At 67.0% G+C, this 12,442-nt stretch carries 11 protein-coding genes; 8 read left to right on the top strand and 3 right to left on the bottom strand.

The window, feature by feature from the left end:
• Positions 1-171: 171 nt before the first annotated feature.
• Positions 172-858, top strand: coding sequence for a hypothetical protein (locus tag QSK31_RS14595; protein WP_285684295.1), 687 nt, complete (start codon positions 172-174; stop codon positions 856-858).
• A gap of 49 nt (positions 859-907) precedes the next feature.
• A complete protein-coding gene (locus QSK31_RS14590; RefSeq protein ID WP_285684294.1) occupies positions 908-1,201 on the top strand; it encodes a DUF1905 domain-containing protein in 294 nt (97 codons plus the stop codon).
• Positions 1,202-1,584: 383 nt separating this feature from the next.
• Here the strand turns inward: QSK31_RS14590 and QSK31_RS14585 are convergent, their stop codons facing one another.
• Positions 1,585-2,868, bottom strand: a complete 1,284-nt coding sequence (locus QSK31_RS14585; RefSeq protein WP_285684292.1) for a transcriptional regulator — start codon at positions 2,866-2,868, stop codon at positions 1,585-1,587.
• 117 nt (positions 2,869-2,985) lie between these two features.
• Here QSK31_RS14585 and QSK31_RS14580 point away from each other — a divergent pair, with 117 nt between their 5' ends.
• Genes QSK31_RS14580 through QSK31_RS14565 form a run of 4 tightly spaced genes read left to right on the top strand, consistent with a single transcriptional unit; the run spans position 2,986 to position 7,687 of the window.
• Positions 2,986-4,245 carry an extracellular solute-binding protein gene (locus QSK31_RS14580; RefSeq protein ID WP_285684289.1) on the top strand — a complete coding sequence of 420 codons (1,260 nt, stop codon included), beginning with the start codon at positions 2,986-2,988 and terminating at the stop codon, positions 4,243-4,245.
• Positions 4,242-5,117: a carbohydrate ABC transporter permease gene (locus tag QSK31_RS14575; protein ID WP_285684287.1), complete on the top strand. Its 876-nt coding sequence runs from the start codon at positions 4,242-4,244 to the stop codon at positions 5,115-5,117. Before QSK31_RS14580 ends, QSK31_RS14575 begins: the two co-directional genes overlap by 4 nt.
• Positions 5,114-5,878, top strand: a complete 765-nt coding sequence (locus tag QSK31_RS14570) for a carbohydrate ABC transporter permease (RefSeq protein ID WP_285684285.1) — start codon at positions 5,114-5,116, stop codon at positions 5,876-5,878. The genes QSK31_RS14575 and QSK31_RS14570 overlap by 4 nt, the downstream gene beginning before the upstream one ends.
• A gap of 51 nt (positions 5,879-5,929) precedes the next feature.
• Positions 5,930-7,687, top strand: a complete 1,758-nt coding sequence (locus QSK31_RS14565) for an Eco57I restriction-modification methylase domain-containing protein (protein ID WP_285684283.1) — start codon at positions 5,930-5,932, stop codon at positions 7,685-7,687.
• A 1-nt stretch (position 7,688) separates the two neighbouring features.
• On the opposite strand, the gene QSK31_RS14560 is transcribed toward QSK31_RS14565, so the two are convergent.
• Positions 7,689-8,549 (bottom strand): PaeR7I family type II restriction endonuclease, encoded by an 861-nt coding sequence (locus tag QSK31_RS14560; protein ID WP_285684280.1) that lies wholly within the window; start codon positions 8,547-8,549, stop codon positions 7,689-7,691.
• Between the two features lie 390 nt (positions 8,550-8,939).
• Here QSK31_RS14560 and QSK31_RS14555 point away from each other — a divergent pair, with 390 nt between their 5' ends.
• Complete coding sequence (locus QSK31_RS14555) at positions 8,940-9,614, top strand: PaeR7I family type II restriction endonuclease (protein ID WP_285684278.1); 675 nt, start codon at positions 8,940-8,942, stop codon at positions 9,612-9,614.
• 2 nt (positions 9,615-9,616) lie between these two features.
• Here QSK31_RS14555 and ychF read toward each other — a convergent pair whose 3' ends face one another.
• Positions 9,617-10,702, bottom strand: coding sequence for a redox-regulated ATPase YchF (gene ychF, locus QSK31_RS14550; RefSeq protein ID WP_285684276.1), 1,086 nt, complete (start codon positions 10,700-10,702; stop codon positions 9,617-9,619).
• Between the two features lie 203 nt (positions 10,703-10,905).
• Between ychF and QSK31_RS14545 the strand changes: the two genes are divergently transcribed.
• Positions 10,906-12,429: a DNA-3-methyladenine glycosylase 2 family protein gene (locus QSK31_RS14545; protein ID WP_285684275.1), complete on the top strand. Its 1,524-nt coding sequence runs from the start codon at positions 10,906-10,908 to the stop codon at positions 12,427-12,429.
• The last annotated feature ends 13 nt before the right edge of the window (positions 12,430-12,442 follow it).

Genomic DNA, 12,442 nt, shown 5'->3' with positions numbered 1-12,442 from the left:
CGGAGTTTGATATTCGGCGCTACCCTGGCCCGCGGCCCGAGATCGCCGGGCATAGATGGCCGCGAAGGCGGGCAATCTCGGCGTCAGGCCGGTGGCTGACCTAGGAGTCCACATGAATCTCAGCAAGGAACGGCAGTTGATCGGGGTGGCGGAGCGGGGTGAGCCCCGCTGATGGCCGACTGGATCCTGGTGGCCTGCCTGGTCTCGCTGCGCAACGAGTTCAACGCGCTCGCGCCCGACCGCGACAAGTCCTCGGACGGTTCGATCGGCGACGAGGCCCACGCGTCCTCGTCGAGCGACCACAACCCGGACGAGACCGGCGCCACGCCTTATGAGGACGCGGACAGCACCAACGAGGTCCACGCCATCGATGTGGACGTCAACCTGCGCACGTCCGGCTGGTCGATGGAGCGGGCCGTGCAGATCATCGTCGGCCGGCACCGCGTCGGTGTGGACGACCGGCTGCAGAACGTGATCTACAACCGTCGCGTGTGGTCCCGCAGCTGGGGCTGGACGGAACGCGAGTACACCGGCTCCAACCCGCACGACAAGCACGCGCACTTCTCCTCGAGGTACACCACCGGCGAGGAGTCCGACACGCGGCCCTGGGGGCTGCTCGACGAGGAGGACGGAATGGACGCTGCGGAGTTCTTTGCGAGTGCGGCCAAGGCGGCGCGCGGCGACGCGGACGCGACCGCCGGCGACCGGACCAACCGCAACAACGCCGTTCAGGTGCTCCGGTTCGCGCTCGGCCTGCCGGTCGAGGCGCAGACGGCGGAGAACCTGCCGTCGGGCCCGGACGGCCAGCTGGCCAGGATCGAGGCGGTGCTGGCCAAGGGGCAGACGCTGGACTTCTGAGCCCCGAACGGCGAGCGGACGCCGGACCCGGCTGGTTCAATGGTTCACCGTGGAGTGGTCCTTCGACGGCGAGATCATCGAGTGGCGCGGCCCGGCGCCGTACTTCTTCGTGGCCATGTCCGAGTCCGACAGCGCCGACCTCAAGGAGGCGGCGCAGTCCCTGATCTACTGGGGCCAGGTCCCGGTGCGGGTCGTCGTGGGCGAGACCGAGTTCAGCACGGCGATCTTCCCCAAGGACGGCCGCTACCTGGTTCCACTCAAGGACGCCGTCCGCAAGGCCGAGGACATCGGCGAGGGCGACATCGTGTCGGTCGTGGTGACCCCCGCCCGCCGACGCGACTGAGTCGGATCGAGCACGGCTAAGACCTACGTGAGCGCCGATATCGAGACGGGCAGGCCGATAACCAGCCGCTACTCGTTGCTGAGCATGGCCTCCGCGAAGTTTCGCGGCGGCGCCATGCTCGGCACGTTCGCCACCACCTGGCCTACCTGCCATACGCGGTCCAGGACCAGAGAACGATGGCCTGGTGGGAGTCGCGACCGGACGCCTAGCTCGCGTGCCGGCTGGAACCCTGTGAGCCAGCCGACGCGATGACCGAATATCGCGCCTGACTGGAGGCGTTGCTGGGCTTCGTGGGTCATCCGGCGCGTTCGAACGTGTTCGTCGACTGGTACCTGGTCCGGTTCCTTGGCTCGAGTCCGGTCTCGCACTCCGCGCAGGGCGGGTCAGCGGGGGCGGGAGTTGAGGGCCGCCGCGATGGCCAGCCGGTAGAGGCGGGCGGGTCTCCCCTTGGGGTGCGGCTGGGTGCTGCCCTCGCCGACCGCGAGGCGGGACTCGGCAAGCTTGCGCATCAGGCGGCGGCCGCTCGGGTCGGTGATGCCGAGGGAGCGCGCCAGGTCGCTGGGTGACAGCGTGCGGTCGCCCAGGGAGCGTTCCAGTGCGGCGAGCCGGGACAGCGTGGCCGCGCTCAGGCCGACCCGCGCCGCCAGGTCCTCGAGGCCGCCGTGGTCACGGTAGGTGTAGGCGAGGCGGGACGACGACGTGTCCATCGGGCCGAGCACCACGCCCTCCTCGGTCATCAGGTAGGCCCGCGGCTCCGGGTCGCGTTCGGCGAAGGACGCGGCCTTCTCGGCCAGCGCCACGCAGGAGCGGGCCGAGGCGCCGATCCCAAAACCCGCTGCGACGCGTACGCCGAGACGTTCGTGCGCCTCGGCCAGCACCGGCAGCCCGGTCCACTGGTGGGTGACCGCTTCGAAGAGGGACGCCGGCGCGAACACCACGACGCCTCGGCGGCCGCGCTCGCCGGTCCACGCGTCGGCGAACTCGGGCGCGTTGACCAGCAGGTTCAACAGTCCGATGCGGGCACGGTCGGAGTCGCCGCCGGGGGCGGACGCGAGGAAGAGGCCGGCTGCGAACCGGCCCCGGTCGGCGCGCAGCGACCGGATGCGCAGGACCAGTTCGTGCAGGTCGGCGCGGATGGTTCCGGGCGTGGCCAGCGCGTTCAGCACGGGCACCGTACCGTCGAGGGCCGCGCTGACGGCGGTGCGCACGCTGATCACGTAGGGCGTTGCGTGCGAACGGTGGAACTCGACCACGTCGTCGATGCCCTGGGACGGGTCGAACGGCAGCCGCGCGATCTCGTCGGCGGGCAGCCCGAGCGCCGCGGCGACCTCGTCGACTGTCTCGTCGGTGAAGGTGTCCACGCTGACCGGGGTGGCCGGCCAGCCCTCGCCGCGCGCTCGCGCCCACGCCAGGGCCAGGTCGAGCGCGGCCGGCCTGGTGACCGTCACCGGCAGGTCGTCGGGGAGCAGATCACGGGCACGGGCATGGGGTACGAGGCCGAGCAGCACGCCGTCCGGATGGCGGTCGGCGAGCAGTGTGGCGACCCGATCGCGGATCTCGTCCTCGTGGTCGTACGTGGCCCAGGCCAGCGTCACCCCGCCGAGCATGGCCGCCGCCTCGGTGAAGCGTGCCCGATGCCCGGAATGCAGGACCACTCCGATGAGCATGGGAACCCCCCGTTGCCTGATCGAGACTTGACGATGGCTTGGCCATTGAGGACAGTAACCGAATCAACGAGCCACTTACGAACCTGGTCCTGTAATCGTACTGGGAGGGCTCCGCCCATGAAGCTTCTCGTCCCGCTCGTCACCGCCGGTCTGCTGCTCGGCGCCTGTGCCCCTTCCACCTCCGTGCCCGCGGACACCCCCTCGGGCGGTGGCGATCGCACCGGCACGCTCAAGGTGTGGCTCTTCGACGAGCCCAACCGGGCACCGAAGGAGAAGGTCGTCCAGGAGGCGATCGCCGAGTTCACCGCCAAGAACGCCGGGGTCACTGTAGACGTGCAGTACATACCGGTGGAGACGCGCGGCGCACGGTTCAAGGGCGCCTTCAACGACCCGGCCAGTGCGCCGGACGTCGTCGAGTACGGCAACACCGACCTCGCCGAGTACGCGGCCGCCGGTGGCCTGGCCGACCTCGGCCCGGCCGTGACCGCGTGGCCGGAGGGCAAGGACCTCGGCGCCGACGCGAAGGCCAGCGCCACCTACCAGAACACGCTGCTCGGCGTCCCCTGGTACGTCGGGGTGCGCGCGCTCTACTACCGCACCGACGTCTTCACCGAGCTCGGCCTGGCGGCGCCGACCTCGCAGGCCGACGTCGCCGCGGCCGGCAAGGCCATCCACGCGCGGAAGCCGGACCTGGTCGGGGTGGCCGCCGGCGGCAAGTACACGTTCGCCGCCCTGCCCTACGTCTGGGATGCCGGTGGCGACATCCCGCAGATCAACTCGGCGCCCTCGCGAGCCGGGCTGACGGCGTACACCAGCCTGATCGGACCGGAGATCTGCCCCGCACCGCAGTGCGCGGACCTCACCGGCGGGAAAACCGTCGAGCTCTTCGCCGCCGGCAAAGCCGGCATGGCGATCCTCGGCAATTTCAACCGCGGCGCCGTCGACGCCGGGCCGGTCAAGGGCAAGTACGCGGTCGTTCCGCTGCCCGGCGGCAAGCCCGGCTCGATCGCGCCCGCCTTCGCCGGCGGCAACAACCTCGGCATCATGAAGAACAGCAAACGTCCGGCGCTCGGCGCCGACTTCCTCACCCTGCTGGCGAGCGCCGAATACCAGGGCAAGATGTTCGACGCGATGGGCAACCTGCCCACCCTGACGCCGGCGTTGGAGCAGGCGGCGGCGAAGGACCCGTTCCTGAAGCCGTTCACCGACACGATCAAGTCGGGCACACGGTTCGTGCCGTTGAACCCCGGCTGGGGCAAGATCGACGCGCAGGGTGTGCTGCCCACGATGATCCAGAAGGTGGTCACCGGCAAGTCCACGGTCGACCAGGCCACCGACGAGGCGGCCAAACAGATCGACGCGGCACTGAAACAATGACGAGGCGGTTCACGCCGCTCTGGCTCCTGCTCCCTGCGGCGGCGGTGCTGGTGCCGCTGTTCGTGTACCCCATCTGGCAGTTGGGGTTGATCTCCGCCCTGGATCTCCGCCAGGCGCAGGTCAGCGGCGGGCAGCCCACGCGTTACGTCGGCTTCGCCAACTACGTCGCCCTGTTCGGCGACGAGCAGTTCTGGTCGGTGCTGGGTGCGACGGTCGTGTTCGCCGCCGCCTGCGTGCTCGCCACGCTGGCGGTCGGCGCCGGCCTCGCGGTGCTGCTCACGAAGGTCGGCCGCCTGCCCCGGCTGCTGCTGTCGCTGGCCGCGATGGCCGCCTGGGCGGTGCCGGCGATCTCCGGCTCCACGGTGTGGATGTTCCTCTTCGACACCAACCTGGGGCTGGTCAATCAGGTGCTCCGGCTCGGCGCCTACAACTGGACGTACGACCGGATGACCGCGTTCGCGCTGGTCGGCGCCGTGGTCGTCTGGCACTCGTTCCCGTTCGTGATGGTCACCCTGTACGCCGGCATCGAGGCCATCCCCGGCTCGGTGCTGGAGGCCGCGGCGATCGACGGCGCCGGCGCCTGGCGCGCGTTCTGGCAGATCATGGTGCCGATCCTGCGACCGCTGCTGGCCATCGTGGTGATCCAGTCGATCATCTGGGACTTCAAGGTCTTCACCCAGATCTACGTGATGACGGCCGGCGGGGGCATCGCCGGCCAGAACCTCACCCTGAACGTCTGGGCCTACCAGCAGGCGTTCGCCGCCGGCGAGTACGGCCTGGGCTCCGCGATCGGGATGGTGATGATGGTGATCCTGCTGGTCGTCACCCTGCTCTACCTGCGAACTCTGCGCCGCTCCGGTGACCCGCTGTGAAGCCCCGCCTCGTCCCGAACACGCTGGCCGTCCTGGTGGCGGTGGCCGTCGCCTTCCCGATCCTCTGGATGGTCGTCTCGGCGCTGCCGGTCGGCAACTTCCGCCGCGTCCTCACGGTCGAGAACTTCGCCCTGTACTTCGCGAACAGCGTCGTGGTCGCGCTCGTCGTGGTGATCGCATCAGGCCTGATCGCGTTCCTGTCCGCGGTCGCCCTCACCAGATTCAACTTCCGCTTCCGTACGACGATCCTGGTGCTGTTCCTGATCGCTCAGATGGCGCCCATCGAGGCCCTGACCATCCCTCTGTTCTTCCTGGTCCGCGATCTGGGCGCCCTGAACACGCTGGGTTCCCTGATGCTGGTCCACACGGCGTTCACCCTGCCGTTCGCGATCTGGATGATGCGCGGTTTCGTGGCCGCCGTACCGGTCGAGATCGAGGAGGCCGCGGCCCTGGACGGCGCGAGCCGCCTCACGATCCTCTACCGCGTCCTGTTCCCGCTGGTGGCGCCGGGCCTGGCCGCGACCAGCGTCTTCTCCTTCATCACGGCGTGGAACGACTTCTTGTTCGCCCGCACGCTCATCATCAGCGCGACCGACAACCAGACGTTGCCGCTGGCACTGCTGATCTTCTTCAAGCCCGACGAGAACGACTGGGGCGCCATCATGGCCGCCTCAACCTTGATGACCATCCCGGTCCTGATCTTCTTCCTCCTGGTCCGCCGCCACTTGTCCACCGGCCTCGGCGGGGCGGTGAAAGACTGAATCCTGATGTGGGAACTGGACCATGCATCAACCCGATGCAAAGATGTACGTATGTTCGAACAGGACAACACCGCCCTATCGACTACGCAACCTCAGACCCGAACGCCGTACACTCGATCGGCTCGGAACCAGAGACAACTTGTCCTGTTCAACAACACGGAGTCTCCGCTGTCACACGCGCCGTCACACGATCCGTCCGACAACCACGGCGAAGTCTTCACCCGCCGGTGGGTCGTCGATCTGATCCTTGACCTCGTCGGCTATGACCCGCATCGAGACCTGGCAAACTTGGTGGCGATCGAGCCAGCCTGCGGACATGGCGCCTTCCTCATCCCCATGGTCGAACGGCTTGTTCAGAGTTGCGCACTTCACCAAAAACCCATCTCGGCTGCTAGCGGCGCCATTCGCGCTTGTGACCTGCTTGCGGCAAATGTGTCCGCCGCTCGGACCGCCGTTGAAGACCTTCTGATGCGAAATGGTGTTGAACCGGAGACAGCCGACAAGCTGACCCATGAATGGATTTTCCAGGACGACTTTTTGCTCGGCAAGCGCAACGAGATCGCGGCCGACTTCGTAATTGGCAACCCCCCGTACATCCGACTTGAAGACATTCCTGAGGCGCGGTCGAACGCATATCGAAAGGCATGCCCGACCATGGGCGGGCGGGCCGACATCTTCATCGGTTTTTACGAACGTGGCCTCGAGACGTTGCGAGACGGCGGGCATCTAGGTTTTATCTGTGCTGATCGGTGGATGCGAAATGCCTATGGCAAGGCGTTACGCAGCCTTGTCGCCAGTGACTACTCAGTCGAAGCAGCGATAACAATGCATGACGTCGACGCGTTCGAGACCCAGGTGTCGGCGTACCCAGCGATCACAGTCATCCGCGCCGGCACTCAAGGACCGGCGGTCATCGCCGACACGACCGCTGACTTTACCGAGGCGTCCGCTGCCGACCTGCGCGAGTGGTACCAGCGCGGGCGCGGCGGCGCGCTGCACTCGACAGGCATCTCTGCGGCTTGGCTGAGCCACTGGTTCACCACGCAGGCAGGCTGGCCGACGGGTAGTCCGGACCGTCTCGCTCTCGTCGCCGACCTGGAGGAACGTTTTCCCCTCCTGGAGGAGACGGGAGCCAAGGTGGGCATCGGACTCGCCTCCGGCGCCGACCAGATCTATGTGACCAAGGACAGCAGCGTCGCCGAGGAGGAGCGGCTGCTGCCGATGGTCGTGCGCAGTGACCTCAGTTCAGGAAGGATCAACTGGTCAGAGCACTACCTGGTGAACCCGTGGAGCTCGACCGGCCTAGTCGATCTTGATGAGTGGCCTCGGCTGGCTGGTTATTTCCGCCGACACTGGCAAACGCTGTCTGATCGCAACGTCGGACGCCGAAGTCCCGGTCGAGAACACCGAACCATTGACAGAGTCATTGAAGGGCTCCGGCTGCGGCGTAAGATATTGCTCCCCGATATGAGTCAGCGCATTTGGCCTGTCATGGACGAAGGCCAGTACTACCCGCACCACAATCTATATTGGATCCACGAGGGCGAGAGCGACTGGAACCTCGATGTTCTGGCCGGTCTACTGCTGAGCGACGTCGCGGAGCTGTTCATCTCAACCTACTGCGTCCGCATGCGCGGCGGCACGCTCCGTTTCCAAGCGCAGTACCTTCGCCGGATCCGAGTGCCACGATTCGCCGATATCGACGAAGCCGCTCGGGAGGAGCTGAAGGACGCCTTCCGCAAGCGAGACGTCAACGCTGCAACGAAAGTCGCACTAAGACTTTACGGCGTGGCCGAAATCCCCTCTTGAGTCAGCCCGCCAGGCTCAGTTTTGGATCGCCGGTGGCAGGCCCGGAAGAATAATATTTCTCGATCTGCTTCGACAATCCAGTAATGAACGAAACGTACCCCAAATTTACATCCGGCTCGCGTCGACCGAATTTGTGCAGGTGCGGACTGATGCCCTTCGCGATTTGCGGACACTTGTGAAGCTTACCGACGGGTGCCGGACAAGTGGGGCGACTCGTCGCGACGACCCACGCAGAATCGTAGAAGCGCTCCTCCGTCAGTCGACTGCAGAGCAGGCATATGCGCCCCACATAGGACCAGTCGTCGAAATACCGATCCTGGTGAAGAAGGGATCCCGTCTTTCTGCCATCCATGGCACGGGATCGTTCGTCGTCCTCGATGACAAAGGCGTAGCCGATCCAAGGGCGGCCCTGCACCAGACCCGCCTCCGCGGCGCGAGCAAGGTCAACCGCGTTCCCTATCGCCTCCTCGGCGCGGTTGTTCGCGTTGTTCCCGTACGAGGGACCGTTCTGGCTCTTGAGCTCGATCACTGCGATCGGCACACCCTCGTGGTAGACCACCACGTCCCACTCCTTGGTCGGCCGAAAATAGCCGGGCAACGTATACCCCTTCTTTACCTTGGGGCGTCTGTACGGATCGCCTTTCGGCGCTTTGTAATACACCTGCTCGGCCGGGGCGCCAGCCGCGATGCACACCTTTCCGAGCAATTGCGCAACCCGATCCAGGTGTCCCCCGCTCGTAACCCCAGCTCGCCCACCAACGTCCGGGGCATTACTCGCTTGCTGCTTGACGGCAGCCTCATCCCTGCTCGTCCAGTAAGCCAGCAATGCGTTGTCAAGGTCGCGGCTTTGCTCAGGCGTCACTCGTTCCTCCTCAGGGTCCACAATCGATGGAACTCGACCCTAGACGTTGGAGGGGAGCGCGACGACGCTGCGGTCCTTCATGCAAGCCACGCCTGCTACACCTCACGAACCGTTACATCCTTCGGGTTGAGACGATCGGGCCCCTCTCAGCAGATCTGCGGGCCGACACCTAACAACTGGGCCAGGTCGAGCGGGGAGATCGATCGGGAACCACCAACGTGAGCTCCCGCCAGTGAGTTCTCAGCACGGCTATGGGTTACCCATACCGCCGATACACACAGACCTCGCTCCACTCGGGCCGTGTAGGTTGTCCACCTCGGAGTACTCCAGCAGCGAGGTGGCATGTACAGCGAAACTCATGACCGCGTAAGTGCAGCACTGAGGGACTGGGTGAGCGTTCGCGAGGACCAGGCAGCAAGGTCGGCCGCAAAAGGGTCCGCACAGCAAGGACGCCGGAGCTCGGTCACCGGCGGACTCCATCTGAACGCCATCAATCAGCTCGTCGTCGACGAGATCCGTGCCACTGGCGCAGTAGATCTAGACATGCGCACCAATCGAAGGGCAACCCTGCCGGGCTATTACCGCGCTAGTAAGTCCTGGGACCTGGTGGTACTACAAGCAGGAAACCCCATTCTTGCCGTGGAATATAAGTCCATGAGTGGCAGCGAGGGTAAGAACTTGAATAATCGGGCCGACGAGATCCTCGGCATGGCTGAAGACGCCAGGCAGGCCGAGCTCAACCGCCTGCTACCACCGAGGATGCGGCGCGCCTATGTATTCGTCATGGGCGACAATACAGATAGCACCAAGGCAGTCCAGTCCGGCGTCCGGCTCGGCCGTGTCGACCCCGTCTTCTACATGGCTACATACCTTGAGCGTATGGCAATTATGTGCAAGCGAATGCGGGATACCGGGCTCTTCCACATGGCTTGGGCAGTGGCCGTGAAGGAATCGCCGTTCTCCTGGAGCGAGCCAGACCCGGAGGTGGGCTGGCTGCGGTTCGCCGCAGACTTGCACGGCGCGTTCAAGCACGGATCACCGCAGCCCAACCCGGAGACCAGCTAAATTCACACGTTGAAGCGGAACTCGACGACGTCGCCGTCCTTCATGGTGTAGTCCTTGCCCTCCATGCGGACCTTGCCGGCTGACTTGGCCGCCGACATGGAACCCGCGGCCATCAGGTCGTCGAAGCTGACGATCTCGGCCTTGATGAAGCCGCGCTGGAAGTCGGAGTGGATCACGCCGGCCGCCTCCGGGGCGGTCGCGCCCTTCGAGATCACCCAGGCGCGGGCCTCCTTCGGGCCGGCCGTCAGGTAGGTCTGCAGGCCGAGCGTCTCGAAGCCGACGCGGATCAGCTGGTCGAGGCCGGGCTCGGTCTGGCCGGTCGACTCGAGGAGCTCCTGCGCCTCGTCCGGCGGCAGGTCGATCAGCTCGGACTCGATCTTCGCGTCCATGAACACCGCGTCGGCGGGGGCGACGAGCGCGCGCATCTCGGCGAGGAAGGCCTCGTTGTTGAGCTCTTCCTCGTCGACGTTGAAGACGTAGATGAACGGCTTGATGGTGAGCAGGTGCAGCTCGCTGAGCAGCGCGATGTCGATGCCGGCGGCGGCCGCGCCCTTGTGGAGCGTCACACCCTCGTCGAGCAGCTTGAACGCGGCCTCCGCCGCGGCGGCGACGGGCGCCCGGTCCTTCTTGAGCTTCGCCTCTTTCTGCAGGCGCGGGATCGCCTTCTCGACGGTCTGCAGGTCGGCGAGGATCAGCTCGGTGTTGATCGTCTCGATGTCGTCGGCGGGCGAGACCTTGCCGTCGACGTGCAGCACGTTCGGGTCGGAGAACGCGCGGACGACCTGGCAGATGGCCGAGGCGTCGCGGATGTTGGCGAGGAACGCGTTGCCGCGGCCCTGGCCCTTGGACGCGCCGCGGACCAGGCCGGCGATGTCGACGAACGACACCGGCGCGGGGATGATCTTTTCGCTGCTGAACAGCTCGGCGAGCTTTTCCAGCCGGTCGTCGGGCAGGCCGACCACGCCGACGTTGGGCTCGATGGTCGCGAACGGGTAGTTCGCGGCGAGAACGTCGTTCTTGGTCAGGGCGTTGAACAGCGTGCTCTTGCCGACGTTGGGCAGGCCGACGATCCCGATGGTGAGGCTCACAACGGTCCAGTCTACGTGTCCGCCGGCGAGCCCAACGCGATCGTCCACCCCGGGTCCGGATCGGCCGGAAAGTCCAGGATGATCCGGTTCACCACGGCAACCCTCCGCAGCGACGCGCCGTGGCCGGCGTCCTCAACTATCACTGAAGGTCATGTCCGAATCCCGCCAGCCATGCGACCCGCGGCGGGAGCAGACTCGGTGGCATGGAGTTGGACTTCGAGCGCTGTTACCGCGCCGTCAGCAGCCGCGACCAGCGGTTCGACGGCTGGTTCTACACGGCCGTGCGGACCACCGGCATCTACTGCCGGCCGTCCTGCCCGGCCGTCACGCCGAAAGCCCGGAACGTCGAGTTCCACCCCAGCGCCGCCGCCGCGCAGCGGGCCGGGTTCCGTGCCTGCCGCCGCTGCCGCCCGGACGCCGCGCCCGGATCCCCGGAGTGGGACGTGCGAGCGGACGTGGTCGGCCGCGCGATGCGCCTGATCGGCGACGGCGTGGTCGACCGCGAGGGCGTGCCCGGGCTGGCGAGCCGTCTCGGATACACCGAGCGTCACCTGCACCGCATGCTCACCGCCGAGCTGGGCGCCGGACCGCTGGCGCTGGCCCGGGCGCAGCGGGCTCAGACCGCCCGGATCCTCGTCGAGACCACCGACCTCGGGCTGGCGGAGATCGCGTTCGCCGCCGGTTTCGGCAGCGTGCGGCAGTTCAACGACACGATCCTCGAGGTGTACGCGCGTCCGCCGGGCCAGCTGCGGGAACGGCGGCCGAAGGCGACCGCGGAGGCCGGCACGATCTCGCTGCGGCTGGCGTTCCGGGCGCCGCTGCACGCCCCGTCGCTGCTCGGGTTCCTGGCTGCCCGCGCCCTGCCCGGCGTCGAGGAGTGCTCCGGCACCGCGTACCGGAGAGGTTTGAATCTCCCGCACGGAAGCGCGACCGTCACGCTGCGGCCGGGTGATCGCTGGGTCTCCGCCGCGCTGCGGCTCGCCGACGTGCGCGACCTGGCGCCGGCGGTCGCGCGCTGCCGCCGCCTTTTCGACCTCGACGCGGACCCGATCGCCGTCGATGGCACGCTGGGTGCGGATCCCGCGCTGAGCGCGCTGGTCACCGCGGAGCCTGGGGTACGGGTGCCGCGTTCGGTCGACGGGTTCGAGATGGCGGTCCGGGCGGTCGTCGGCCAGCAGGTGAGTGTGGCGAGCGCGCGGACGACGCTGACCCGCATGCTCGAACACGGCACTCCCGGCGAACTCACTCCCGGCGACCCCACTCCCGAAGACTTCGGCGACCGCGGCGCCGGCGACCTGGCCGGTTTTCCGAGCGCGGAGACGGTGGCCCGGATGCCGGAGGCGGCTTTCCGGATGCCGGCGGCGAGGCGCGCGACGATCCGTGCGCTGGCCGAGGCGGTGGCGGACGGCAAGGTGGATCTGGAGCCGGGCGCCGACCGCGCCGAGTCGGTCGCGCGGCTCATGGAGATACCGGGCATCGGGGCATGGACGGCAGGTTACGTCGCGATGAGAGCGATCGGCGATCCTGATGTGTTCCTCCCCACGGATGTTGCCGTCCAACGTGGAGCCGAGCTAATGGGGCTGCCCGGCAAGCCGAAAGCGTTGGAGCAGCACGCCGAACGCTGGCGCCCGTGGCGCTCGTATGCGCTGATCCGCCTCTGGCGCGGTTATCCACAGGCCGCTCCGGCGGCATCCGAAAAGCGGCACTCTGAAACCCCCGACCGGTGACCGAGGAGATCCT

It is taken from the genome of Actinoplanes sp. NBRC 103695 (assembly GCF_030269485.1).
Classification (GTDB): Bacteria; Actinomycetota; Actinomycetes; order Mycobacteriales; family Micromonosporaceae; genus Actinoplanes.
This window is presented reverse-complemented; position numbering and strand designations above follow the sequence as displayed.

Coding starts and splice junctions, on each gene's coding strand:
- QSK31_RS14595 (WP_285684295.1), top strand. CDS start 172: ATGGCCGACTGGATCCTGGTGGCCTGCCTGGTCTCGCTGCGCAACGAG.
- QSK31_RS14585 (WP_285684292.1), bottom strand. CDS start 2,868: ATGCTCATCGGAGTGGTCCTGCATTCCGGGCATCGGGCACGCTTCACC.
- QSK31_RS14580 (WP_285684289.1), top strand. CDS start 2,986: ATGAAGCTTCTCGTCCCGCTCGTCACCGCCGGTCTGCTGCTCGGCGCC.
- QSK31_RS14575 (WP_285684287.1), top strand. CDS start 4,242: ATGACGAGGCGGTTCACGCCGCTCTGGCTCCTGCTCCCTGCGGCGGCG.
- QSK31_RS14565 (WP_285684283.1), top strand. CDS start 5,930: ATGTTCGAACAGGACAACACCGCCCTATCGACTACGCAACCTCAGACC.
- QSK31_RS14545 (WP_285684275.1), top strand. CDS start 10,906: ATGGAGTTGGACTTCGAGCGCTGTTACCGCGCCGTCAGCAGCCGCGAC.